The sequence below is a fragment of the Streptomyces sp. cg36 genome, assembly GCF_041080675.1.
Lineage (GTDB): Bacteria > Actinomycetota > Actinomycetes > Streptomycetales > Streptomycetaceae > Streptomyces.
In genome coordinates, this window is record NZ_CP163520.1 from 4,069,494 (window position 1) to 4,092,917 (window position 23,424).

Here is a 23,424-nt window from a genome sequence, read left to right on the forward strand (position 1 = left end):
GCGGATCGGCCCGGATCGGCGGGTACGCGGCGCATTTCCTTGCCGCGGGGCACTCCGTGCGAGGATCGTGGGACATCAGTGCAGACCAAAGGAAGGCAGCCCGTGGCCGAGCAGCTTTACGCGACCCTGAAGACCAACCAGGGGGACATCGAGATCCGGCTTCTGCCGAACCACGCCCCGAAGACGGTCCGGAACTTCGTCGAGCTGGCCCAGGGCGAGCGGGAGTGGACGCACCCGGCGACCGGCCAGAAGTCCACGGGCCGCCTCTACGACGGCACGGTCTTCCACCGCGTGATCAGCGGCTTCATGATCCAGGGCGGCGACCCGCTGGGCAACGGCACGGGCGGCCCCGGCTACGAGTTCGCCGACGAGTTCCACCCCGACCTCGCCTTCGACAAGCCGTACCTGCTGGCCATGGCGAACGCCGGGCCGGGCACCAACGGCTCGCAGTTCTTCATCACGGTGTCCCCCACCGCCTGGCTGACCCGCAAGCACACGATCTTCGGCGAGGTGACCGGCGACGCCGGCAAGAAGGTCGTGGACGCCATCGCGGCCACCGCCACCAACCCGCGCACCGACCGCCCCGTCCAGGACGTGGTCATCGAGTCGGTGGTCGTGGAGACCCGCGAGGGCTGAGCCCCGCGGGGGCCGCGTCCGCAAGGCCGGGCCCCCGCCCGGGGCGGGCACAGGCCCGATCACCCGTTCGAGGGGAACCAAACCGCCCCGCTCGTCCGTATGACGTGACGAGCGGGGCGGTGCGATTGCCGCCCGCGCGACCGGGTCGGCGCCGCGCCCGCCGCGCCTCCCCGCCGCGTACACCCACGACAAGGAGCACGATGGACCAGGCCAGCCTGCCGAGCTGCTACCGGCACCCGGGCGTGCAGACGGGGATCACCTGCACCCGCTGCGAGCGCCCGATCTGCCCGGACTGCATGGTCAGCGCCTCGGTCGGATTCCAGTGCCCCGAGTGCGTGCGGGGCGGCTCGGGCACGGGGCACGCGCCCACGGCCAACCAGCCGCGGACCATGGCGGGCGCCGCGCTCGCCCCCGGTGACCCGCAGCTGCTCACCAAGGTGCTGATCGGGCTGAACCTGGTGGGCTATCTGCTCCAGCAGGCGGTCGGGGACAAGTTCACCGAGAGGTACGAGCTGATCGGCCGGGCCTTCGTGCCCGGGTTCGACGCGCTCCAGGGCGTCGCCGAGGGGCAGTGGTACCGGCTGGCGACGTCGATGTTCCTGCACGCCAGTGTCATGCACATCGCGTTCAACATGCTCAGCCTGTGGTGGATCGGCGGCCCGCTGGAGGCGGCCCTGGGCCGGGTCCGCTATCTCGCGCTGTACGTGGTCTCCGGCCTGGCGGGCAGCGCGCTGACGTACTGGCTGGCCGCGGCGAACCAGCCCTCGCTGGGGGCCTCCGGGGCGATCTTCGGACTGTTCGGTGCCACGGCCGTGCTGATGCGCAAGCTGAAGTACGACATGCGCCCGCTGATCGCGCTCCTGGTGATCAACCTGGTGATCACCTTCAACCCCTGGGGCGGCATCGCCTGGCAGGCGCACATCGGCGGTCTGGTCGGCGGCACGGTGATCGCGTACGCCATGGTCCACGCGCCCCGCGAGCGGCGCGCGCTCGTCCAGTGGGGGGCCTGTGGACTGGTGCTCGCGGCCGTCCTGTTCACGGTCGTGGCCCGCACCGCGGCGCTCACCTGAGCCCGGGCCGCCCACCCGGGCGGCCACATGGAGTCGCGCTTTCCCCCAAGGTTGTCCACAGTGTGTGCCGGATCTTGTGCACCGGGTGGGGAACAGATGTGCCCCTTGTCGCTGACCTGGGTTTTCCCAGCAGGGACAAGGGGCGTGCCATGGGCCGTTGTGGGACAGTGGCAGTCACACCGGCGTCAACACGGCAGAGGTTATCCACAGATCGTCTGACCTTTTCCCCAGTGTGGATAGCGCTGTGGATAACCACTGGGCAAGGCTTGACGAGGAGGTTGTGGAGCAGCTACTTCCACTGCGTGGAGACACCGAAGCCGCCGGCGATGAAGCCGAAGCCGACGACGATGTTCCAGTTCCCGAAGGACTTCAGCGGCAGGTCGCCCTCGGTCACGTAGAAGAGGACGATCCAGGCGAGCCCGATCAGGAAGAACGCCAGCATCACCGGAGCCACCCAGCCCCGGCTGCCCAGCTTGATGGCGGTGGCCTGCTTCGCCGCCGGCGGCGGCGTGAAGTCGGCCTTCTTGCGGATACGTGACTTCGGCACGAGGAACACTCCTGTCGATGCGCTGCGTGACCGCGCAGGGAACTGTGGCTGGGCGGCGGAGGGGCAACGGGGATCACTGCTGCCCCCGGGCGTCCGTTAGCGTAGTGCTTCCGTGGCGCCGAAGGAGTAAGGGTACGTTGAGCAATTACGCCGACTCCCCACAAGGGCTCCCCGACGAGCAGCCCCCCGGACCTGGCCGTCGCTTCCGCGCCCGCCCCGTCCGGCTGCTCTCCGCCGCCGTCTTCGCCCTCGCCGGACTCATCTTCGTCACCAGCTTCAACACCGCCAAGGGCACCAACATCCGCACGGACGCCTCCCTGCTGAAGCTCTCCGACCTCATCCAGCAGCGCAGCCACAAGAACGCGGAGCTCGACCAGTCCACCGCCGCCGTCCGCGACGACGTCGACTCCCTGGCCCAGCGCGACAACGGCTCCACCAAGGCGCAGGACCAGCAGCTGGCCGCGCTCAAGGACGCGGCGGGCACCGAGAAGGTCACCGGCAAGGCCGTCACCGTCACCCTCAACGACGCCCCGCCCAACGCCACCGCCGCCCCCGGCTACCCCGCCCCCCAGGCCAACGACCTGGTCATCCACCAGCAGGACCTCCAGGCCGTCGTCAACGCCCTGTGGCAGGGCGGCGCCGAGGGCATCCAGGTCATGGACCAGCGCCTCATCTCCACCAGCGCGGTCCGCTGCGTCGGCAACACCCTGATCCTCCAGGGCCGGGTCTACTCGCCCCCGTACAAGATCACCGCGGTGGGCGACACCGGGAAGCTGCGCGGGGCGCTCGCCGCCTCCCCGGCGATCCAGAACTACCAGCTGTATGTGAAGGCGTACGGGCTCGGCTGGAAAGTCGACGAGCACAGGGCGATGACTCTGCCCGGCTACTCGGGCACAGTGGATCTCCACTACGCGAAGCCGGTGGGATAGCGCGGGAGGGGGCGGCCGGTGTCCGTTGTTCCGGTGGTCTCGGTGCGGCTGGTCGTCAGGGCGCTCAGCGAGCTGTGCATCACGGCCGGGACCCTGATCGTCCTCTTCGTCGTCTACGTCCTGTACTGGACCGGGGTGAAGGCGGACAGCGCCGCCGACCACCAGATCTCGGCCCTGCGCGACCGGTGGGCCAGGGCCCCCGCGGCAGCCGCGCCGCCGCACGGCGGACCGCCCGCCCCCTACACCGACGGCAGGTCCTTCGCCGTCATGTACATCCCCCGCCTGGGCGGCGACTGGCACAAGCCGGTCCTCGAAGGGACGGGCGTGAAGAACCTCCAGAAGGGCCTCGGGCACTACGCGAGCACCGCGCCCCTGGGCCAGGTCGGCAACTTCTCGGTGGCCGGGCACCGGCGCACCTACGGCGACCCGTTCAAGGACTTCCCCGAGCTGCGGCCCGGTGACGCGGTGGTCCTCTCCGACGGCACGACCTGGTTCACCTACCGCATCGACAACAAGCCCTTCCGGACGCTGCCCAGCGACGTCGGGGTCATCGATCCGGTGCCCGCCGAGTCCCCGTTCCGCTCCCCGGGCCGCTATCTGACCCTCACCACCTGCGATCCGGAGTGGGGCAGCAGCCACCGGCTGATCGCCTGGGGACATCTGGACTCCACCGCTCCGGTGGCCCGCGGCAAGCCCCCGGCTTTGGCCGGCTGACCCCCCGACCACAGCGCCGCCCCTTAGTCTGGTGCGGTAACGATCGTCGGAAGGGACAGCGGACAGCATGTACGGCTGGATCTGGCGGCATCTGCCGGGCAACGCATGGGTAAGGGCGTTCACTTCGCTCGTGCTCGTACTGGCGATTGTCTATGTGCTCTTCCAGTACGTCTTCCCGTGGGCGGAGCCGCTGCTGCCGTTCAACGACGTCACCGTCGATCAGGGGATGGGAGCGGCCCGATGAGCGCACGCGTTCTCGTCGTGGACAACTACGACAGCTTTGTCTTCAACCTCGTGCAGTACCTGTACCAGCTGGGTGCGGAGTGCGAGGTGGTACGGAACGACGAGGTGTCCCTGGAGCACGCCCAGGACGGCTTCGACGGCGTACTGCTCTCGCCCGGCCCCGGCACCCCCGAGCAGGCCGGGATCTGCGTCGACATGGTGCGCCACTGCGCCGGCACCGGGGTGCCGGTCTTCGGCGTCTGCCTCGGCATGCAGTCGATGATGGTGGCGTACGGGGGTGTGGTCGGCCGGGCGCCCGAGCTGCTGCACGGCAAGACCTCGCCGGTCCTGCACGAGGGCGCGGGCGTCTTCGCGGGCCTGCCGTCGCCGTTCACCGCGACCCGCTACCACTCGCTGGCCGCCGAGCCCGGCACGCTGCCCGCGGAGCTCGAAGTGACCGCGCGGACGGCGGACGGCATCGTGATGGGGCTGCGCCACCGCGAACTGCCGGTGGAGGGCGTCCAGTTCCATCCCGAGTCCGTGCTGACCGAGCACGGCCATCTGATGCTGGCCAACTGGCTGGTGCGGTGCGGGGACGCGGGAGCCGTCGAGCGGTCGGCAGGTCTGGCACCGGTGGTGGGCAAGGCCGCGGCGTGACGGCCGTCCGGCCCGAGCACGAATTCGACCCGCTGACGGACCCTCTCCCGGCGGGCGGTCACGGGTCACCGTGGTTCAGGGCGGACACCCTCGCACAGGCCCCGCAGGGCGGCCACGCGCGCGTGGCGGAGCCCGGGGCGGACTCCGCGCCCGAGCCCCCGGCGCCCTTCCAGGAGAGGCCGCGGCCGGGACGGCACGCGGCGGGCCCGGCCCGGCAGGGCGCCCGCGCGGCGCAGCAGCAACCCCAGGACTGGTACGCGGACCCCGGGCCGGAACCGGACCCGGCGTCCATACCCGGCGCGGCGGACCCGGTCGCGTACCCCGCCCCCTTCGACGACGCGACCGTCGCCCTCGCCCCGATATCCGGGGAGCCGGCGCCGCCCACCGGGGGCCGGGCCGAGCGCCGCCGGGCCGCCAGGGCCAAGGGGCACCGGGGCGCCGCCGCACCCGCCTCCTCCTCGGCTTCCACCGCCGCCGGGGACGCGCCCGGCCGGCCGCTCACCCGCGTCGAGGCGCGCCGCGCGGCCAAGGCGCGCAAGGACAGCCCGGCCGTCATCGCCAGCCGGCTGATCGGCGAACTGTTCATCACGCTCGGCGTGGTGATGCTGCTGTTCGTCACCTACCAGCTGTGGTGGACCAACGTCCGCGCCCACCAGCAGGCGGGCAACGAGGCGAAGAAGATCACGCACGGCTGGGAGAGCGGCAAGACGACCGCCCCCGGCGCCTTCGAGCCCGGCCAGGGCTTCGCCATCATGCACATCCCCAAGCTCGACGTGGTCGTCCCCGTCGCCGAGGGCACCAGCAAGCACAAGGTCCTCGACAAGGGCATGGTCGGCCACTACGGCCAGGGCAGCCTCAAGACCGCCATGCCCGGGGACAGGACGGGCAACTTCGCGGTCGCCGGGCACCGCAACACGCACGGCGAGCCCTTCCGCTACATCAACCGGCTCAAGCCCGGCGACCTGGTGATCGTCGAGACCCAGCAGGCGTACTACACGTACGCGATCACCAGTACGCTCCCGTCGACCAGCCCCAAGAACGTGTCGGTGCTCAAGCCGATCCCGGTCGGTTCGGGGTTCACCCGGCCCGGTCGCTACCTGACGCTGACGACCTGCACCCCCGAGTTCACGAGTACGTACCGAATGATCGTGTGGGGCAAGATGGTCGACGAGCGACCGCGCAGCAAGGGATTGCCCGACGCGCTCGCCGGCTGACGGAACGACAGACAGGTGCGGTGGCAGTGAGGACCGAGCACGACGAGCAGCACACCGAAGCCCCCGCCCCGACGCGGGCCCGCCGCGGCGCGGTCGCCGGGGTCGTCAGCGTCATCGGAGAGCTGCTGATCACGGCCGGGCTGGTGCTCGGCCTCTTCGTCGTCTACTCGCTCTGGTGGACCAACGTCATAGCGGACCGCGAGGCCGCCCGGCAGGGCAAGGACGTGCGCCGCGACTGGGCGAACAGCGGCCCCGGCGCCCTCGACACCAAGGGCGGCATCGGCTTCCTGCACGTACCGGCCATGCGCAACGGCGAGGTGCTGGTCAAGAAGGGCACCGGTACCAAGGTCCTCAACGGCGGGGTGGCGGGCTACTACACCGACCCGCTGAAGGCGGTCCTGCCGTCCAGCGGCTCCGCCGGCAACTTCACGCTGGCCGCGCACCGCGACGGCCACGGCGCCAAGTTCCACAACATCGACAAGGTGCACACCGGCGATCCCATCGTCTTCGAGACGAAGGACACCTGGTACATCTACAAGACGTTCGCCGAGCTCAAGGAGACGTCGAAGTACAACGTGGACGTGCTGCAGCCGGTCCCGAAGGAGTCCGGGGCGAGGAAGCCGGGCCACTACATCACCCTGACGACCTGCACGCCCGTCTACACCTCCGACTACCGCTACATCGTCTGGGGCGAGCTGGTGCGCACCCAGAAGGTCGACGAGAAGCGCACCAAGCCCGCCGAGCTGCGCTGACCTGCGTGCAGCCCCTCCCCGGCCTCCGGGGGCCTTCCTGGGGGCCGCCCCGAGCCGTGGAGGGTCCGCGGTGCCGGGCGGCGCCCGCGCGGACGAGCCCCGGCTCCCCTTGTGAAACGGAAAAGCCCCGGCCCCCTGTGAGGGGGACCGGGGCTTCGCACTGTTCCGGGGGTCAGTCGCCGCCCCGGCCGGGCATCAGCCGAACGGGAAGCCGCCGTCCTGCCCCTGGGGGTTGCCGCCGCCCCCGCCGATCGTGGTCAGCACGATCCCCGTGGTGGCCGGGTCGGCCGGGGTGTTGGGCCCGGGGGTCTGCGACAGGACCCGCGCCTTGTCGTCGTTGGAGCTGCCGGGCGCGAACTGGATGTTGCTGAAGCCGGCCGCGTTGAGCTTCTCGGTGGCCTGCTTCACGGTCATCCCGAGCACACCGGGCACCGGTACGGGCTGCGGGCTCTGCGGGCCCTTGGAGACCTTCAGGGTGATCTGGACGTCCGCGGCCTGGGGGCTGTACGCCTTCGGGTTCTGGTCGATGACCTGGCCCGCGGGCTGGTTCGAGTCGATGTCCTGGCGGGCCACATTGGTGAACCCGAGGTCGTTGAGCCGGGAGACCGCGTCGTCGTAGAGCGTGCCCTTGACGTCGGGCATGTTCGTCTTCTTCTTCGTCGCGATCGACAGCGTGACGTCGGAGCCCTTCTCGGCGGGGGTGCCGCCCTTGGGGTCCTGGGAGACGACGGTGCCCGGGTCCTGGTCGGCCTCCACGAGCGTCGTCTTCACGACGAAGCCCTTGTCCTTCAGGATCTCGGTCGCGTTGTCCTTCTTCTTCTCCGTGACGTCCGGGACCTCGACCTTGGGAGCACCGGTGGAGACGACGACCGAGACGCTCTCGCCCTTCTTCAGCTTGCCGCTGTTCGGGGTCTGGCTGCAGATGCTGTCCTTGGGCTGGTCGGCGCAGGGCTCCGACTTGGAGACGACCAGCTTGAGCCCGATGTTGGCCGTCAGGCCCTCGGCGGACTTCTTGGTCTCACCGACCAGCTGCGGCACCGGCACCTGGCCGTCGTCGCCCTTGCCGCCGAAGACCGCCTTGCCGATCAGGATCGCGCCGACCAGGACCAGCACACCGGCCAGGACCAGCAGGATCGTCGAGGTGCGCGACTTCTTCTGGCGGCGCCGGGCGGGGCGGTCGTCGTAGCCGTAGCCGCCGTCGTCCGGGTTGACCGGGGGCAGCATGGACGTCTGGCCGGCCGCGTCCGCCGGGCGCAGCGCGGTCGTCGGCTGGTCCTGGGGGCCCGAGGTGTAGGCGTCGTAGCCGCCGTAGCCGACCGCGCCCATGGCGGCGGTCGCGGCGACCGGCTGGCCGTCCAGGCACGCCTCGATGTCGGCACGCATCTCGTCGGCCGACTGATACCGGTAGTCCGGGTCCTTGACCAGCGCCTTCAGGACGATGGCGTCCATTTCCGGCGTGATCTCGGGGTCGAAGTTGCTCGGCGGCTGGGGCTCTTCCCGTACGTGCTGGTAGGCGACCGCGACCGGCGAGTCACCGACGAACGGCGGCCGGACCGTCAGCAGCTCGTAGAGCAGGCAGCCGGTCGAATACAGGTCGGAGCGGGCGTCGACCTGCTCGCCCTTGGCCTGCTCCGGGGAGAGGTACTGGGCGGTGCCGATGACGGCCGCGGTCTGCGTCATCGTCATGCCGGAGTCGCCCATGGCCCGGGCGATGCCGAAGTCCATGACCTTGACCTGGCCGGTGCGCGTCAGCATGACGTTCGCGGGCTTGATGTCGCGGTGGACGATCCCGGCGCGGTGGGAGTACTCCAGCGCCTGGAGGATGCCGATCGTCATCTCCAGCGTGCGCTCGGGCAGCAGCTTGCGCCCCGAGTGCAGCAGCTCACGCAGGGTGGAGCCGTCGACGTACTCCATCACGATGTACGGGATGGAGATGTTGTCGACGTAGTCCTCGCCGGTGTCGTAGACAGCGACGATCGCCGGGTGGTTGAGGGAGGCGGCAGACTGGGCCTCACGGCGGAACCGGGCCTGGAAGGACGGATCGCGGGCGAGGTCGGCCCGCAGCGTCTTTACGGCGACAGTGCGGCCGAGCCGGGTGTCGTGCGCGAGGTAGACCTCCGCCATGCCACCACGGCCGAGCACCTGGCCCAGCTCGTACCGGCCGCCGAGGCGACGCGGCTCTTCCATAACGTTCCAGCCCTCTCCGTCAGTCCCGACCGCACCCGTGTGTGTGGTCCGGCGGTGTGCTGTTCGCGCATACGCTACCGGGCACCGGTGGCGGATCCGTCCGCGACCGTCAGCTGATACCGGACCGGTACAGGGCGCGAGAGACGTTTCACGTGAAACGAGGACTGTTTCACGTGAAACGTCCCGGGGTCACTTCTTGAGCACCGCCTTCATCACGGCCTTGGCGATCGGGGCGGCCAGACCGCCACCGGAGATGTCGTCGCGGTTGGCGTCGCCGTCCTCGACGACCACGGCCACCGCGACCGGGGAGCCCTGGTCGGTCTTGGCGTAGGAGATGAACCAGGCGTACGGCTTCTCGCTGTTGTTCTGGCCGTGCTGGGCGGTACCGGTCTTGCCGCCGACGACCACGCCGTCGATGGCGCCCCTCTTGCCGGTGCCGTCGGTGACGACGTTCTCCATCATCGCCTGGATCTTCTGGGCGTTGGCCGCCGACAGCGGCTGGCTCATCTTCTCCGGCTGGGTCTTGGAGAGCACGTCCAGGCTGGGCGCCTGGAGCTGGTCGACCATGTACGGCTTCATCAGCTTGCCGTCGTTGGCGACCGCGGCGGCGACCATGGCCATCTGGAGCGGGGTGGCGCGGTTGGACGCCTGGCCGATGCCGGCCATCGCGTTCTGCGGCCGGTTGTCCTTGGGGTAGATGCTGGCGTCGGCCCGAACAGGCGTGAAGACCTCGTCGTTGAAGCCGAACTTGTCGGCCTCCTCGATCATCTTCTTGTTGCCCAGGTCATCGCTGATCTTGCCGAAGACGGTGTTGCAGGACCACTGGAGCGCCACCTTCAGCGTGGCGTTCTCGCAGGGGATGTTGCCCTCGTTCTTCAGCGGCGTCGTCGACTGCGGCAGCTGGTAGGGCACCGGCGAGCGGGTCGGCTGGTCGATGCTGGTGTACAGCCCGTTCTCCAGCGCCGCCGAGGCGGTGACCACCTTGAACGTGGAGCCCGGCGGATAGGTCTCGCGCAGGGCCCGGTTCAGCATGGGCTTGTCCTTGTCCTCAAGCAGCTTCTGGCGGGCCTTGGAGTCCGCCGTGGAGTTGCCCGCGAAGACCGAGGGGTCGTACGAGGGGGTCGAGGCCAGCGCCAGGATCGCGCCGGTGCGCGGGTCGATCGCGGCGACCGCGCCCTTCTTGTCGCCCAGCCCCTCGAAGGCGGCCTTCTGGGCGGCGCTGTTGAGGGTGGTGACGACGTTGCCGCCCTGCTTCTTCTCACCGGTGAACATCGACAGGGTGCGGTCGAAGAAGAGCCGGTCGTCGTTGCCGGAGAGGATCTTGTCCTCGATGTTCTCCAGCTGCGAGGAGTCGAACGCCTGCGAGTTGTAGCCGGTCACCGGCGACCACAGCGTGCCGTTGTTCCAGGCGCGCTTGTACTTGAAGTCGCTGCCCGAGGTCTCCTTGGAGGAGGTCATGGGCTGGCCGTCGGCGGTGATGATGTTGCCGCGCTCGTGGGCGAACCGCTCGATCTGGACCCGGCGGTTGTACTTGTGCGTGTTCAGCTCGTCGGCCCGCACGTACTGGAGCCAGTTGTCGCGGATCATCAGGGCCATGATCAGCAGCCCGCAGAAGATCGCGATCCGTCGCAGGGGCTTGTTCACGGTCGGACCACCTGGGTCATCTCGGCGTCGGGGGACGGGGCGGGGGCGGGCGCCGGGCGCCGGGCGGTGTCACTGATCCGGATGAGGATGCCGATCAGCGCCCAGTTGGCGATCACGGACGAACCGCCCTGCGCGAGGAACGGCATGGTCATACCGGTCAGCGGAATGAGACCCATGACACCGCCGGCGACCACGAAGACCTGCAGCGCGAACGCGCCCGAGAGGCCGATGGCCATCAGCTTGCCGAACGGGTCGCGGGCGGCGAGCGCCGTGCGCACACCCCGCTCCACGATGAGGCCGTAGATCAGCAGGATCGCCATCATCCCGGCCAGACCCAGCTCCTCGCCGACCGTGGAGAGGATGAAGTCGGCGTTCGCGGCGAAGCCGATGAGGTCGGAGTTGCCCTGGCCCAGCCCCGTACCGAGGGTGCCGCCGGAGCCGAACGACATGATCGCCTGGCCGATCTGCTCACAGGCGCCGGTGGTCTTGTAGCAGCCGAAGGGGTCGAGCCAGGCGTCCACGCGCAGCTTCACGTGCGGCTCGAAGGAGGCCACCGCGACCGCGCCGGCCGCCGACATCAGCAGACCGAACACGATCCAGCTGGTGCGCTCGGTCGCCACGTACAGCATGATCACGAACAGGCCGAAGAAGAGCAGCGAGGTGCCGAGGTCCGTCTCGAAGACCAGGATGAGGATCGAGACGCCCCACACCACGAGGATCGGGCCCAGGTCACGGCCGCGCGGCAGGTACAGGCCCATGAAACGGCGGCTGGCGAGCGCCAGCGCGTCCCGCTTGACCATGAGGTAGCCGGAGAAGAACACCGCGATGATGATCTTTGCGAACTCGCCGGGCTGGATGGTGCCCAGACCGGGGATCGAGATCCAGATCTTCGCGCCGTTCACTGCCGGGAAGAACATCGGCAGGATCAGCAGGAACAGCGCGAACGCCATCGAGATGTACGTGTAGCGCTGCAGGATCCGGTGGTCCTTCAGCAGCATCAGCACGGCGATGAACAGCGCCATGCCGAGCGCCGTGTACAGCAGCTGCTTGGGGGCGTCCGGGTGGAAGGCGCCGAAGGCGCTCTTGGCCCGCTGGATCAGCCGCGGCGACTGGTCCAGGCGCCAGATCAGCACCAGCCCCAGACCGTTCAGCAGCGTCGCCAGCGGCAGCAGCAGCGGGTCCGCGTAGCGGGCGAACTTGCGCACCACCAGGTGCCCGACGCCCGCGAGCAGCCCGAGGCCCAGCCCGTATCCGAGCATGCCGGAGGGCAGCTTGCCGGTCATGGCCAGCCCCACGTTGGCGTACGCGAACACCGGGATGGCGACGGCGAAGACGAGCAGCGCGAGCTCGGTGTTGCGGCGGCTCGGTGCGTCGATCGCGCCGATGGTGGTCGTGTTGGTGACAACGCTCATGGTGTGGAAAGGCCCCCTACGGCTGCCTACTGCTTACCGCACTGCGGGACCAGCTTCTTCTCTTCCTCCGAGAGGCTGGGGCCGGGCGTGGGAGTGGCGGTGGTCTTGGTGGAACCGGTCTTGCCGGTCGGCGACGGCGACGACGCCGTACCGGTCTTCGGCGGGTTCTTGGTCTCGGCGGCGCGCTGCTGCTCGTCCTTCTTGCACGCGGACGCCTGGACGGAAAGCTCGGTGATCTTGGCCTGGGCCTTGGCGAGACTGCTCTCCGCGATCGTCGCCTCGACCTGCTTGCGCTGGTACGGCGGCAGGTACTTGAGTTCGATCTCGGGGTGGTCGGTCTCCACCTTCGACAGCTTCACCCAGGCGAGGTCCTGGCTGATGCCCTGGTAGAGCGCCACGTGCTCGTCGTTGGAGCCGACGTAGTACTGGGTCTGCGTCCAGCGGTAGCCGCCGTACAGACCGCCGCCGACCACCGCCAGCGCCAGCACGACGTAGGCGGATCTCTTCAGCCACTTGCCGCGCCGCGGCTTGACGAAGTCCTCGTCCGCGTAGGCGCCGAAGGCGCCCTCGGGCGGGGCGCCGTAGCCGGATTCGTCACCGCTGCCGGGCGGGCCGAAGCCCCCCTGCGGCGGCGCGCTGCGGCCCAGGCCCGAGGCCCGGCCCGCCGGGGTCTGCATCGCCCCGTCGTCGTTCAGCTGAAGCTGGTTCTCGGCGACCGCGCCCACGATCACCGGGGTGTCGCTGAGCCGGCCCGCCAGCGTGTCACCGGAGTCGACGTCCAGGACGTCGGCCACGATCACCGTGATGTTGTCCGGGCCGCCGCCGCGCAGCGCGAGCTGGATCAGCTCCTGCACCGTCTCCTGCGGGCCCTGGTAGCTGGCGAGGGTGTCCTCCATCGTCTGGTGGGACACCACCCCCGACAGGCCGTCGGAGCAGATCAGATAGCGGTCCCCGGCCCGCACCTCGCGGATCGACAGGTCCGGCTCGACGTGGTCGCCGCTGCCCAGCGCCCGCATCAGCAGCGAACGCTGCGGATGCGTGGTCGCCTCCTCCTCGGTGATGCGGCCCTCGTCCACCAGCCGCTGCACCCAGGTGTGGTCCTGCGTGATCTGCGTGAGCACCCCGTCGCGCAGCAGGTACGCCCGCGAGTCGCCCACGTGCACCAGGCCCAGGCGCTGGCCCGTCCACAGCAGGGCGGTGAGCGTGGTGCCCATCCCCTCCAGCTGCGGGTCCTCCTCGACCATCATGCGCAGCTGGTCGTTGGCGCGCTGCACCGCCGTACCGAGCGAAGTCAGGATGTCGGAGCCCGGCACGTCGTCGTCGAGCGTGACCAGCGTGGAGATCACCTCGGAGGAGGCGACCTCACCGGCCGCCTGGCCGCCCATGCCGTCGGCGATCGCCAGCAGCCGCGGACCCGCGTAACCGGAGTCCTCGTTGCCCTCGCGGATCATGCCCTTGTGGGATCCGGCGGCGAAGCGCAGGGAGAGACTCATACCCACCTCGCCCGTCGGCTCGGGGTACAGCCGGTCTTGTCGAGCCACACTGCCCACCCTCCGCTCGGGAGCCCCGCCCGGTCCGTCGTCCGGACCGCCGCGGCTCGCTCGCTCCGCTCGCTCATTGTCGTACTACTTCCGCAGCTCGATGACGGTCTTGCCGATGCGGATCGGCGCGCCCAGCGGAATCGGGGTCGGGGTGGTGAGCCGGGTCCGGTCCAGGTAGGTGCCGTTGGTGGACCCGAGATCCTCGACGATCCAATTGCCGTCCCGGTCCGGGTAGATCCTGGCATGCCGGCTCGACGCGTAGTCGTCGTCGAGGACGATCGTCGAGTCATGGGCCCGGCCCAGCGTGATGGTCTGGCCCTGCAGCGCGACCGTGGTGCCGGTGAGGGTGCCCTCGGACACCACCAGCTTCGTCGGCGCGCCCCGGCGCTGACGGCCGCCGGACGGCGCCTGCTGCTGGCCGCGCTGCTGCGGCGGGGCGGCGGCAGCGGCCTGCCGCCCGGTCTGCTGGCGGCCCGTGTCGCCGCCGCGGCGCGAACCGCGCTGGGTGACCCGGGTGCCGAACAGGTCGCTGCGGATGACCTGGACGGCCACGATGACGAACAGCCACAGTACGGCGAGGAAACCCAACCGCATGACCGTGAGGGTCAGCTCTGACATTGCCCCCGCTTCACCCTTCGGCTTGCCGGTAAACGATGGTGGTGCTGCCCACGACGATCCGCGAGCCGTCGCGGAGCGTAGCGCGGGTGGTGTGCTGCCCGTCCACCACGATGCCGTTGGTGGACCCGAGATCCTGGATCGTCGAGGGCGTTCCGGTCCGGATCTCACAGTGCCGGCGCGAGACGCCGGGGTCGTCGATCCGCACATCGGCGTCGGTGCTGCGACCCAGCACCAGCGTCGGGCGGGAGATCTGGTGGCGGGTGCCGTTGATCTCGATCCAGCGCCGCACCGGGGCGCCCGGCATCGGGCCGGGAGCCGTCGGACGGCGCTCCGCGCCCGCCCGCGCGCCCGCCCCGTTCCCGCCGGGCGGCGGGGCTGCGGGCATCGGCGGCGCGGCGGCGGGCGGATGGCCGTAGCCGCCGCGCCCCTGGGGGGACTGCGGCGGCGCGGCGGGAGCGGGACGCGCGGAGCCCTGGGGCCGGCCGCCGTACTGCTCCTGCTGGCTGTGCAGGTCCTGCTGGTCGGTGCTGGAGGCGAGCGTACGGCTGCGCACCCGGTACAGACCGGTGTCCAGGTCGTCGGCCTTCTCCAGATGGACCTTGATCGGGCCCATGAACGTGTAGCGCTGCTGCTTGGCGTAGTCGCGGACCAGGCCGGACAGCTCGTCGCCCAGCTGGCCCGAGTACGGGCTCAGCCGCTCGAAGTCGGGCGCGCTCAGCTCGACGATGAAGTCGTTGGGGACGACGGTCCGCTCGCGGTTCCAGATCGTCGCGTTGTTGTCGCACTCGCGCTGGAGGGCGCCGGCGATCTCGACGGGCTGGACCTCGGACTTGAAGACCTTCGCGAAGGTGCCGTTGACCAGACCTTCGAGACGCTGCTCGAAACGCTTCAGGACTCCCATGGGGCACCTCCTCCGTCGATGTCGTCCTGGTACTGCTTACTGATCGTATCCACGCGTCGGGAAATCGGCTGGTTCCCCTTCTGTGACCGGTGGACGAGTGTCACCTCTCACACGGATCGTAGAGGTGGCCTCCTGACAGTGTCCCGCACCCGGGGTGCACCGTGGAGGAGTGGGTGGCGCCCCTCCGCGTTCCCCCCGGCACCCTGTGAGGTTCCTGTGGGCCCGCGGACCGCGGCCGGGCGCCGTCCCTTCCTCTCCCGCTGCCCACCCCTCCTTATGCCCTTCCTTCTGCCCTTCAGGGCCGCCGGAAACAACGGATGTGAATCCACCCTGCGCAGCGTGCTAATCTTCTCGACGTCGCCAGGGAAACGGACCGGAACGGGCCGAAGAACTGGACACCACTCGGGCGAGTGGCGGAACGGCAGACGCGCTGGCTTCAGGTGCCAGTGTCCTTCGGGACGTGGGGGTTCAAATCCCCCCTCGCCCACAGAGGAGCACCGACGAAAGTGCTCTGGTTGCACCGACGAAACGGTCGGCATCATGATCATGATGCCGACCGTTTCGCTATGCCCTGACGGGTCTTGGCTGTCGGGGCTGTCGGGCTGGGGTGTGAGGGTGCTCACGCACATGACTGCCAGCGGCCTGGGGCCGCTGGCAGTGGTGGTTGCGGTGATCTTCGGTTGTGGGCCCGGGGCGGTGTGTGCCGGGTGGTTCAGGTCTCTTTGATGTGCCCTTTGGGTGCCCAGGAGCCGATGGGGAGGGTTTTGCGTCGGCGAGTGGGGCGTCGGCGGGGGCGGTTGCCGTGAAGGGCGACTGCGTCGGCCCAGCTGGCGAGTTTGCGGCGGTTGACGTGGGCGAGCTGGAAGGCGAGGAGCACGGTCTGGGCGGCGATGCCGCGAACGCGGCGGGTGCCTGCTGCTTCCATGCGTTCGTGCAGGGGGTCCTTGCCGAAGCCGTTGATGCCTTCGATGGCGTTACGGAGGCGGAAGTAGACGCGCTGCCATTCGTCGCTCCCGTATTGGAGGGCCTGCCATTGTGAGGCGCCGGCCTGGGGCGGGATGGTGACGCTGCGTTTTGTGCAGATGCGGTCTGGTTTGGTGGGGCTGGGGGCGGGGTCGACCAGGGGCAGGTGGATTCCGATGCCCATGGTGTGCGGCTTGAGGATGCACTGGACGCGGCGGGCTTCGGCGGGGCACATCATCCGGCGGTGGCCTTCGTCGTCTGCGGCCTCTTTCGGCATGAGCAGGTAGGAGGCGCGCAGCCGGATGCGCTTGATCCAGGTGTCCTTGTCGATCCGCTTGGCGAGGAAGTCGGTGGTGGCGGTGACCAGGGGGGCGGGCATGGAGGGGCAGTACCAGGATCCTTCGACGAGCTGGGCCCCGGCGACGCTGCCCTGCACGCCGAGCTGGTCCTTGGTGTAGTCGTAGACGGGGGCGTAGCCCAGGGCGCGGATGGGCAGCTGGTAGACCTCCGCCTTCTGTCCGTTGTAGAGGCGGTCACCGGCGAGGTATCCGCGCGGGTAGCGGGGATCGACCTGGAGCAGGGCTTCGATGGCGACCTCGCCCGGGCGGCAGCTGGGCTTTTCCAGGGCGAAGGCGATGATCAGGGCGGGGACGGTGTCGGGGTCGGCGGAGCCGTCCGGGAGCGGGGCGCCGTCGGAGCTGGTGCCGCGGGCGACGATCAGGCTGGCGTCGAAGCCGTACAGCTTCTTCTTCACCTTCCGGCGCTTGGCCTTGCCCGTGTTCTTGCCACCCTCGCCTTTTTCTGGTTGCGGGGCGATTTCTTCGAGGGCCAGGGGGTCTTCGTGGCGGGCGCCTCGGACGTACCAGCCGGCGTCGGGGTCGGTGGAGGTGACCTCGCTGTCCGGGGCGAGGCCCTTGGCATAGGCGCCGACGACGGTGGCGTCCACCACGGTGTCACCTTCCCAGGTCTCTTCGAGCAGGGCATGGGCCGGCTGCAGGGAGGTACCGAGGATCTTGTTGGAGAAGTGGACGAGCAGGGAGCGCTTGTCGGCGAGGGCAGCTTCATCGGCTGCGGCCTGGAATTCGGCTGCTTCGGTGAGGGGGATGCGGTGGTTCTTGGGCAGGGGGGACGGGTCGATGGAGTCGACGATCTTGTGGAAGAGGCGTCGGACGACCGCGTAAAAGGCTTCGGAGCCTTGGTCGTTGTCGGCGTAGTGCGGGATGCCGAACCGGTCGCGCATGGCCTGGCTGATGCCGAAGGCCAGCAGGTCGGCAACGGCGGTCAGGATCACGGCTCCGGAGTGCAGGACGGAGCACAGGTACATGCCGAGCAGCAGCCCCTCGGCGCTGAGGTGGCGCGGGCGTCCGGTGCGCTGCTCGGCCAGGGCCGCAGCCTTGTCGACCAGCCCCTCGGCACCCAGGGTCGACAGCAGGTCGATGACGTCCTGGTCGGGGACGGTGACGCGGCGGGCACGGAGCCTGGCGATGCGGTCGTGTCGTTCGGGACGGCTCCTCATCACAGCCCCTTCAGCGCGGCTGCGGCCTGCTCGGCGGTGAGGTTGCGGACGTACGGCATGATCCGGTCGATGGAGCGCAGGGTGGTCAGCCCGGCGGCGGCCATCAGGGTCGGCAGGTGCATGCGGGCTTCGATCGCATCCACGAGCCAGGTGGCCCGGGCCCGCCCCATCACCAGGGGCGGAGTGCCGGGCGACGTCCTGGTACGGGCGATGAAGTTGGTGACGGTGTTGGGATTGCGGGCGTAGCCGTTGGGGCGGAAGAGATAGCGGACCTGCCCGGGTTCGCCGGCCTGGGCCGCGGCTTCGGCGAGGGCCGGCGCCCAGGAGGTGCGGCACAGCACGAGACGGGCACGACGGCCGCGGACCGCGACGGCCGCTTCCCCGTTGGGCGCGACCCGTACGTCGTGGGCACGCAGCGGGATGATCTCCGGTGAATCCAGTGCGCAGCCGAGGCCGAGAGCGAGCAGGGTCAGACTGCCGTGGCGCAGTTCGGCGGTGGGCTGGAAGCGGGCGGATGCGAAGAGGCTGGACTGCTCGGCCGTGCTGTACGGCTTGGAGGAGTCCGAGCCGGCGTAGGCGGCCGGTTTTCCGGTGGCCAGGTCGGGGCCGAACAGAGCCCGGCGCAGGTGGCCCAGACGGCCCCGGTAGTTGCCGCGGGTGCCGTCGCTCAGGTGCAGGCAGCCGGTGGCCAGGAACCATTCGACCGCCTCCCGCGCCAGGACCTGTTCGGCTGCGGCCGGGCGTCCGCAGAGATCGGCGTGGGCGGTGGCGTAGGCGAGTGCGCCCATCCAGTCCCGTGCCTGCTTGGGGGTGTTGGGCTTGGCCCGGGTGACCGCGCGCCGGCAGCCGGGCCCGATGCGCTCCCATACGGGGGCGGGCAGTTCGGGCCGGTACTGCTCGATCGCATCCATGACGACTCTCCACCAGGAATAGACCCCAGGAGGGGTGTTATTCCAATAACATTCAGTGGAGGTGGCGGCCGCTGTCATGCCGGGAGGTCCGTATGGGCGACACTCTTCGCTGTGCCACAAGGAGACAAGCGCCGTCGCAAGCCCGCCGAGTACCTGCTCGAGGGCGCTTGGCCGCACGCCGTGCTTGACGACCACCACGGGGCGCAGGTTGCCCAGGAAGTGGCCGCGCGCCTGCGGCGCGTCATCGAGGAGCACGGCTGGACGATCGTGGAGGTCTCCCGCTGGACGGGAGTGGACCGGATCACCATCACCCGGGTGCTGGCCGGCCAGGTCTGGTGCGACCTGCTGACGATCGCGACCCTGGAGAAGGAACTCAATGTGGACCTGTGGCCCGGGCGGAACCCGGGCAATCCACCGGAGTGAATTCGCATGGGCATTCGGCTTCCTGGAGCGGGAGCAGGTGAAGATGGCCGAATGCCCGACACGGATAGGCATACACCGGTAGTGTCGGGAACGGCCTAGTGGCCCCGTCGCCGCAGACCCTGGCTGCAATCCAGGGCGTAAAGAACCTGCGGCGACGGTTCATATGTGTGGTGAAGTGCTGTGTCAGCGGGTGCTGTTGCAGTCCTTGGTCAGATGAACCTCCAGGTGCCGCGCGGCCGGTAGTAGGCATGAATGTCGCCCTCGATGGTGATGCGCTCCAGGGCGCCGAGAATGGCAAGTTTGCGCAGCACCTCGCGCACGGAATGCAAGCCGGCCTCGTCCTCTTTCTCGATTCCCAGCAGCGCCCCGACGTCTACCACGCTCCACGTGGTGTGCGGCTTGGAACCGATGAGGTTCAGGACCTCGTGGCGCCGCGCTCCCCTCACCAGCACCGGGTCCGGCTGCGCCGGTGCCGTGGCCACGGACGGGTTTTCTGGGGCGAAGCCGGCTGCGGACATGAGGGCTCCGTCCTGCCCTGGGGTCCCTTCCGGCTGGAGCATCGGCGTGGAAGCAGGCGTCCCGTCCCCATCCCGTGAGGGCGGCGGCTCCTCGTCGGGAACCACCCACAGGCGCGTCGGTTCTGTTGAGGACTCCAGAAGACCGAGTTGCTCGGCGCCCTCGCGGACGGCGAGCCAGTCGGTGTGCGCGGCAGTGTTCCGGGTCATCAAGGCCAGGACTTCTTCACGCTTCTTCCGCATCTCCCCGAGCCGCTGCTCCAACTCGGGGATGGCCTGGTCATATCGCAGCAGAGAGGCTTTGCACCGGCGGTTCAGCAGGTCCATCTGGTCCGCAGGGTCCGCGAGGAGGCCCTCGGCCATCGACTCGTAGGCCATGCAAACACGGTAGGGCGAACGGCAGTTGATTGTCAGCACGATGTGTGAGCGCTCGGGTGCAGATGCGGAATTCGCTTCCCGGGGCCGCATTTTCTGGGATCACCCATTCCATCGCCAGATACCAGTGCGATATCTACCCTTGCTTACTAGCCTGTCACGCCTATCAACATCCCGTAGCAGTTGGCCGATTGGCGCCCTGTCCCACAGCTGTCCCACTCTTACTGGCCTTAGCGTGGCGCAGACGCGTGAGGGCGTTGTGGTGGATGTCAGCTCAGCAGGCCTGCGAGCCCCACAGGCCGGACAGGGCGTCGAACTCCTCACGGGTGAGGGACTCGGTGCCGTCGTGGATGGCGCGGATCGCTCCGCTGCGCACCAGGTAGGCCAGCCGCGCGATACTGCCACCGGTGATCTTGTAGAGGTGGTCGGCCAGGTCCGGCAAAGTGCCGGCGGCATGGTGACGCAGCCGCAACGCTGCCTCCGCCTCGGCGATCGTTGTATGCCAGGCCTGCTTGCTGGACCTGCCTGTGAGTCTCACCAGCATCAGGCGCCGCTGCTCCCACACGGAGAGGGCATCCGCCGCTCCGAGATCCATCCCGGCGAACACGAAGGTGACCGGCAGCCAGTCGTACAGCTCCCGCAGCACCCGGGCCGTGGAGGTGTCGGCGCCCGCCCGCAGGTGGCGGCCGTCGATCTCGTCCACCAGGATGAGGCCGGTGCCGCTGGCGACCAGGGCAGCACGCGCCTGCCACATGAGATCGGCGATAGTGACGCGCGAGGGGGCGGCGACGGATACCCCAGCGGTTCGGATGAGTTCGGTGAGCAGCATCCGCGGCGTGGCGCTTCGCGGAACAGAGACCTGGATCACGGGCCGGTGAGGTGATTCCCCCTGGCCGGTAGGGTGCAGGCAGTTGTACCAGCGGGCGGATTCGACCAGCACGGTCGTCTTGCCGGTGGCAGCGGCCCCGTGCACTAGAAGCCCGTGCCGGGCACCCGTGGAATGCTTGTTCATCAAGACCAGCTCCTGCACCCGAGCGGCCGCGGCGACAACTTCCCCGCTATGGATGGGCAGTTGGGCGTGATAGGCCAGACGGGGCGCGTCCAGGGCGGCCGACGACGGCGCCTGCAGGGGTAGCCACGTGCGCGTGGTGGCGGCCTGCCGTGATGCCCGTACGGGTGTGGGCAACCGCCGTGTACTGGACGACGGGGAGGCGGAAGCCGTCTCCCCTCGCTGGAACCGGGCAAATTGCCTGTCGTAAAAGGACGGCGGGAGCGACGAGGGCCGCCTGCCGGTACACAACGGCACGGTCAGCCACCGCCCGTCCGGGGTGCCCAGCCATACCCGCTGGAAGTCGTAGGGGTCCCACCGGACCTCGGCCACGGCCCTGATGCCAGACGGAGGTGATGCCCAACTCTGCTGTAGCTCCGAGCTGTTGTAGATACAGCCGTGCAGGGTAATGCCCATCGGTGAAATCGCCCGGGTGGCTCGCGGGAGCAGATCTGCGAAGGCATCGGGGGACCAGGGAGTGGCTAGCCAGCCGGCCTGAGCGACGAGAGCGGTGTAGCGCTGGGCGGGCGTTTCTGCGCCTGGCACGGCGACCTCCTTGGCACGCGCGCCGAGCCGGGTGTGAGGCCAGACGCGAAGAACCCACTCGTCCACCCGCGCCTGGACATCTTCCAACGCCATCCCCTCCCCGCTGCCCAGGAGGTCGGCGAGCTGGTCGGCCATGCACGCGATGAGCAGGTCGACGTGCTGCTCGCGGCCGGTGACGCGCGGCATGTGCTGCCGGATGCGCACCCCCAGTCGGGTACACGCCTGAGAGAAGCCCCGCAGACTGGCCGGCATACCGGCCACCCCAATGGTCTGCGGGCGGATCAGCGGCGCCTCTCCCGGAGCCAGGGTGGCGTCCGGTAAACGGTGACCGCCAACCCACTGTGCCCGTACATCGGCGGGGACCGCCATACGGGCCAGCAGGGCCGCCCCGTCAAGGGTCCGCCTGTCCCTGTGGACCGCGGCGGTCAGAACGCAGGCGGAGTCGGCGTCCACGGCGATGACGATCTCGGGAAGGTCCTGGTGACCAAAAGCGCCCAAGGGCGAAGGAAGCCGCACCATGTCCAGCACGACGTATCGTCCCGGCCAGTGCGAGGACCGCTGGCCGGGATAGGTGAAGACCCTGCCCTCCAGCAACCCCGCGCCGACGGCCTCGGCATACAGCCGGTGGAACGCGGAACGAGACGGCAGCGCTACCCCTTCCACGCTGTGGCGCTGCTCCACCAGGGCAGCCACTCTGCGGCGCAGCCCCTCCACCGTGAATCGTCGGCGGTCCGGCAGTTCGGACACGGCCACCTGCAGGGCCTCCCGTACCCGGTAGTCCCAGCGCGCACCCACCTCTTCGCGTCGCCCAGCCCGCCCGTCCACCAGCCCGAAGATCCCCTCGGCCTGGTAACGCTGGCGCCGTCGGCGCAGCGAGCGCACCGACGCCCCATGGACCCCCTGGGCCAGCAGTTCCACGGCCTTGGCCGCCTCTCGCTCCCCCAAGGTGCACAGAGCGGGGTCGTACTCCGGGCGCGGGCGAGTGTCAGACGGTGCACCAGGCGGCAGGCCGGTCATCACTTCGACGATGTGCCGCTGCCACCAGAGGGCCTGCTCCCTGGCCGCGGGCGACGGCCAGTCCTGTTCCACCGGAACCCGCGGATCTCCTTGATCCAGCACCTTGAAATCGGTACTGACCAGCACCGCGCCGACATCGGCTTGGACCTCGGCACCGAACGCGTCCACCAGCGTGAGCTGCCGCCCTGCCAGACCCGTAATCGTGAAGGCCCGCCCGTCGAGACGCACCCGGTCGCCGATGCCCAGCCGTTCAGGCCATGCCGTCATCCGCCTTCGTCCCCTCGCAACAGGGCCGTGCACCACCTTGGGACGTGTGCACAGTGTAGGCCGACCTTGTAAATCCAATTAAGCAATTGGAAGGTTCGGTCGGCCGGATTCAGGGTGGAAACTCCTCCCAGTCGACCGAGAGAGGGCCGTCGGGCAGCCAGCCCTCCCAGTACCCCTGGATCACCAGGGCCAGATCGGCTGGCCGGGTCGTCACTGCGGCGAGCTCGGCAAGACTCCACCACCGTGCGCCCTCCAAGAGGACTACCCGGTCAGCCGGACCCGGCAGGCTCCGGAACACCACCAAGATCATCCGAAGCTCGGCCCCGGCCAGGACGCATGATGACGACGGCGTCCAGATATGCCCGGTGAGCGACCCGAATTCCCACGCCGGCGGCCGTCGCCACCATGTCGCCACCGCCCGGGCAGCGGCATCCTCGTAGCTCTCGCCGCGTCGTACCCGGGTTTCCGGTGGGCGGCAGCCACCTGCGGTGGAGCAGAGGAGCACAGTACGCAGGCTGCGGTCGAGAGGTAGTACCAGCGCGATCCGGCGCGGGGAGCGGCGGGGAGCAGGATTCACTCCCGAATGTTATTGGAATAACTGATCAGGGAAGGGTCGCCGCACCGAGAACGCTTTGCGTATAGACCTAGGACTACCCAACCGGGCCGGGAATTCGGACTCCCGCCTCACTGGCAGCAGGATGCGGATGGCGAAAGTGTGCCTGAGGCCGTGAAGCCGGGGTGCGTTGATGTCGACGCGCGCTGTGGTGACCAGCTGCCTCGTCCTCGTCCTTCACCACGC

Annotated in this window: 20 protein-coding genes and 1 tRNA gene; 10 read left to right on the top strand and 11 right to left on the bottom strand. The window is 69.4% G+C overall.

Going from position 1 to position 23,424, the window contains the following annotated elements; genetic code table 11:
• The first annotated feature begins 102 nt into the window (after positions 1–102).
• Entirely contained in the window at positions 103–636 is a 534-nt protein-coding gene (locus AB5J87_RS18165; RefSeq protein WP_369377811.1) for a peptidylprolyl isomerase, read from the top strand.
• A gap of 200 nt (positions 637–836) precedes the next feature.
• Positions 837–1,706: a rhomboid family intramembrane serine protease gene (locus tag AB5J87_RS18170; RefSeq protein WP_369377812.1), complete on the top strand. Its 870-nt coding sequence runs from the start codon at positions 837–839 to the stop codon at positions 1,704–1,706.
• A 289-nt stretch (positions 1,707–1,995) separates the two neighbouring features.
• Here AB5J87_RS18170 and crgA read toward each other — a convergent pair whose 3' ends face one another.
• Positions 1,996–2,253: a cell division protein CrgA gene (crgA, locus tag AB5J87_RS18175; RefSeq protein ID WP_101389137.1), complete on the bottom strand. Its 258-nt coding sequence runs from the start codon at positions 2,251–2,253 to the stop codon at positions 1,996–1,998.
• A gap of 224 nt (positions 2,254–2,477) precedes the next feature.
• On the opposite strand from crgA, the gene AB5J87_RS18180 reads away from it, so the two are divergent.
• From AB5J87_RS18180 to AB5J87_RS18205, 6 genes are all read left to right on the top strand, one after another.
• Positions 2,478–3,182, top strand: coding sequence for a DUF881 domain-containing protein (locus AB5J87_RS18180; protein WP_369383574.1), 705 nt, complete (start codon positions 2,478–2,480; stop codon positions 3,180–3,182).
• 18 nt (positions 3,183–3,200) lie between these two features.
• The gene (locus AB5J87_RS18185) at positions 3,201–3,896 is read left to right on the top strand and encodes a class E sortase (RefSeq protein WP_369377814.1); all 696 of its coding nucleotides are present in this window, start codon (positions 3,201–3,203) and stop codon (positions 3,894–3,896) included.
• A gap of 67 nt (positions 3,897–3,963) precedes the next feature.
• Positions 3,964–4,140 (top strand): hypothetical protein, encoded by a 177-nt coding sequence (locus tag AB5J87_RS18190; protein WP_369377815.1) that lies wholly within the window; start codon positions 3,964–3,966, stop codon positions 4,138–4,140.
• Positions 4,137–4,775, top strand: a complete 639-nt coding sequence (locus tag AB5J87_RS18195; protein WP_369377817.1) for an aminodeoxychorismate/anthranilate synthase component II — start codon at positions 4,137–4,139, stop codon at positions 4,773–4,775. The genes AB5J87_RS18190 and AB5J87_RS18195 overlap by 4 nt, the downstream gene beginning before the upstream one ends.
• Positions 4,772–5,989: a class E sortase gene (locus tag AB5J87_RS18200; protein ID WP_369377818.1), complete on the top strand. Its 1,218-nt coding sequence runs from the start codon at positions 4,772–4,774 to the stop codon at positions 5,987–5,989. The genes AB5J87_RS18195 and AB5J87_RS18200 overlap by 4 nt, the downstream gene beginning before the upstream one ends.
• A gap of 20 nt (positions 5,990–6,009) precedes the next feature.
• Positions 6,010–6,741 (top strand): class E sortase, encoded by a 732-nt coding sequence (locus AB5J87_RS18205; RefSeq protein ID WP_369377819.1) that lies wholly within the window; start codon positions 6,010–6,012, stop codon positions 6,739–6,741.
• Between the two features lie 195 nt (positions 6,742–6,936).
• Here AB5J87_RS18205 and pknB read toward each other — a convergent pair whose 3' ends face one another.
• From pknB to AB5J87_RS18235, 6 genes are all read right to left on the bottom strand, one after another.
• A complete protein-coding gene (gene pknB, locus AB5J87_RS18210; protein ID WP_369377820.1) occupies positions 6,937–8,928 on the bottom strand; it encodes a Stk1 family PASTA domain-containing Ser/Thr kinase in 1,992 nt (663 codons plus the stop codon).
• Between the two features lie 189 nt (positions 8,929–9,117).
• The gene (locus AB5J87_RS18215; protein ID WP_369377821.1) at positions 9,118–10,572 is read right to left on the bottom strand and encodes a peptidoglycan D,D-transpeptidase FtsI family protein; all 1,455 of its coding nucleotides are present in this window, start codon (positions 10,570–10,572) and stop codon (positions 9,118–9,120) included.
• A complete protein-coding gene (locus tag AB5J87_RS18220) occupies positions 10,569–11,984 on the bottom strand; it encodes an FtsW/RodA/SpoVE family cell cycle protein (RefSeq protein WP_369377822.1) in 1,416 nt (471 codons plus the stop codon). Before AB5J87_RS18220 ends, AB5J87_RS18215 begins: the two co-directional genes overlap by 4 nt.
• Positions 11,985–12,010: 26 nt before the next feature.
• The gene (locus tag AB5J87_RS18225; RefSeq protein WP_369377823.1) at positions 12,011–13,477 is read right to left on the bottom strand and encodes a Stp1/IreP family PP2C-type Ser/Thr phosphatase; all 1,467 of its coding nucleotides are present in this window, start codon (positions 13,475–13,477) and stop codon (positions 12,011–12,013) included.
• Positions 13,478–13,609: 132 nt separating this feature from the next.
• Positions 13,610–14,143 carry an FHA domain-containing protein gene (locus AB5J87_RS18230; RefSeq protein WP_369377824.1) on the bottom strand — a complete coding sequence of 178 codons (534 nt, stop codon included), beginning with the start codon at positions 14,141–14,143 and terminating at the stop codon, positions 13,610–13,612.
• A 10-nt stretch (positions 14,144–14,153) separates the two neighbouring features.
• Complete coding sequence (locus AB5J87_RS18235; protein WP_369377826.1) at positions 14,154–15,044, bottom strand: FhaA domain-containing protein; 891 nt, start codon at positions 15,042–15,044, stop codon at positions 14,154–14,156.
• Positions 15,045–15,448: 404 nt separating this feature from the next.
• Between AB5J87_RS18235 and AB5J87_RS18240 the strand changes: the two genes are divergently transcribed.
• A tRNA-Leu gene (locus AB5J87_RS18240) sits at positions 15,449–15,531 on the top strand.
• A gap of 225 nt (positions 15,532–15,756) precedes the next feature.
• Here AB5J87_RS18240 and AB5J87_RS18245 read toward each other — a convergent pair.
• Together AB5J87_RS18245 and AB5J87_RS18250 are read right to left on the bottom strand one after the other, a co-directional pair.
• The gene (locus tag AB5J87_RS18245; protein WP_369377828.1) at positions 15,757–17,523 is read right to left on the bottom strand and encodes a hypothetical protein; all 1,767 of its coding nucleotides are present in this window, start codon (positions 17,521–17,523) and stop codon (positions 15,757–15,759) included.
• The gene (locus AB5J87_RS18250; protein ID WP_369377829.1) at positions 17,523–18,434 is read right to left on the bottom strand and encodes a hypothetical protein; all 912 of its coding nucleotides are present in this window, start codon (positions 18,432–18,434) and stop codon (positions 17,523–17,525) included. The genes AB5J87_RS18245 and AB5J87_RS18250 overlap by 1 nt, the downstream gene beginning before the upstream one ends.
• A 111-nt stretch (positions 18,435–18,545) precedes the next feature.
• On the opposite strand from AB5J87_RS18250, the gene AB5J87_RS18255 reads away from it, so the two are divergent.
• The gene (locus AB5J87_RS18255) at positions 18,546–18,857 is read left to right on the top strand and encodes a helix-turn-helix domain-containing protein (protein WP_369377830.1); all 312 of its coding nucleotides are present in this window, start codon (positions 18,546–18,548) and stop codon (positions 18,855–18,857) included.
• Between the two features lie 209 nt (positions 18,858–19,066).
• Here AB5J87_RS18255 and AB5J87_RS18260 read toward each other — a convergent pair whose 3' ends face one another.
• Complete coding sequence (locus AB5J87_RS18260) at positions 19,067–19,750, bottom strand: hypothetical protein (protein ID WP_369377832.1); 684 nt, start codon at positions 19,748–19,750, stop codon at positions 19,067–19,069.
• Between the two features lie 271 nt (positions 19,751–20,021).
• Positions 20,022–22,625, bottom strand: a complete 2,604-nt coding sequence (locus AB5J87_RS18265) for a TniB family NTP-binding protein (RefSeq protein ID WP_369377833.1) — start codon at positions 22,623–22,625, stop codon at positions 20,022–20,024.
• Positions 22,626–23,424 lie beyond the last annotated feature (799 nt).

What these genes read in the sequence shown, in the direction of transcription:
- AB5J87_RS18250 (WP_369377829.1), bottom strand. Translation starts at nt 18,434, where the DNA reads ATGGATGCGATCGAGCAGTACCGGCCCGAACTGCCCGCCCCCGTATGG.
- pknB (WP_369377820.1), bottom strand. Translation starts at nt 8,928, where the DNA reads ATGGAAGAGCCGCGTCGCCTCGGCGGCCGGTACGAGCTGGGCCAGGTG.
- AB5J87_RS18190 (WP_369377815.1), top strand. Translation starts at nt 3,964, where the DNA reads ATGTACGGCTGGATCTGGCGGCATCTGCCGGGCAACGCATGGGTAAGG.
- AB5J87_RS18220 (WP_369377822.1), bottom strand. Translation starts at nt 11,984, where the DNA reads ATGAGCGTTGTCACCAACACGACCACCATCGGCGCGATCGACGCACCG.
- AB5J87_RS18230 (WP_369377824.1), bottom strand. Translation starts at nt 14,143, where the DNA reads ATGTCAGAGCTGACCCTCACGGTCATGCGGTTGGGTTTCCTCGCCGTA.
- AB5J87_RS18235 (WP_369377826.1), bottom strand. Translation starts at nt 15,044, where the DNA reads ATGGGAGTCCTGAAGCGTTTCGAGCAGCGTCTCGAAGGTCTGGTCAAC.
- AB5J87_RS18195 (WP_369377817.1), top strand. Translation starts at nt 4,137, where the DNA reads ATGAGCGCACGCGTTCTCGTCGTGGACAACTACGACAGCTTTGTCTTC.
- AB5J87_RS18260 (WP_369377832.1), bottom strand. Translation starts at nt 19,750, where the DNA reads ATGGCCTACGAGTCGATGGCCGAGGGCCTCCTCGCGGACCCTGCGGAC.
- AB5J87_RS18170 (WP_369377812.1), top strand. Translation starts at nt 837, where the DNA reads ATGGACCAGGCCAGCCTGCCGAGCTGCTACCGGCACCCGGGCGTGCAG.
- AB5J87_RS18265 (WP_369377833.1), bottom strand. Translation starts at nt 22,625, where the DNA reads ATGACGGCATGGCCTGAACGGCTGGGCATCGGCGACCGGGTGCGTCTC.
- AB5J87_RS18245 (WP_369377828.1), bottom strand. Translation starts at nt 17,523, where the DNA reads ATGAGGAGCCGTCCCGAACGACACGACCGCATCGCCAGGCTCCGTGCC.
- AB5J87_RS18225 (WP_369377823.1), bottom strand. Translation starts at nt 13,477, where the DNA reads ATGAGTCTCTCCCTGCGCTTCGCCGCCGGATCCCACAAGGGCATGATC.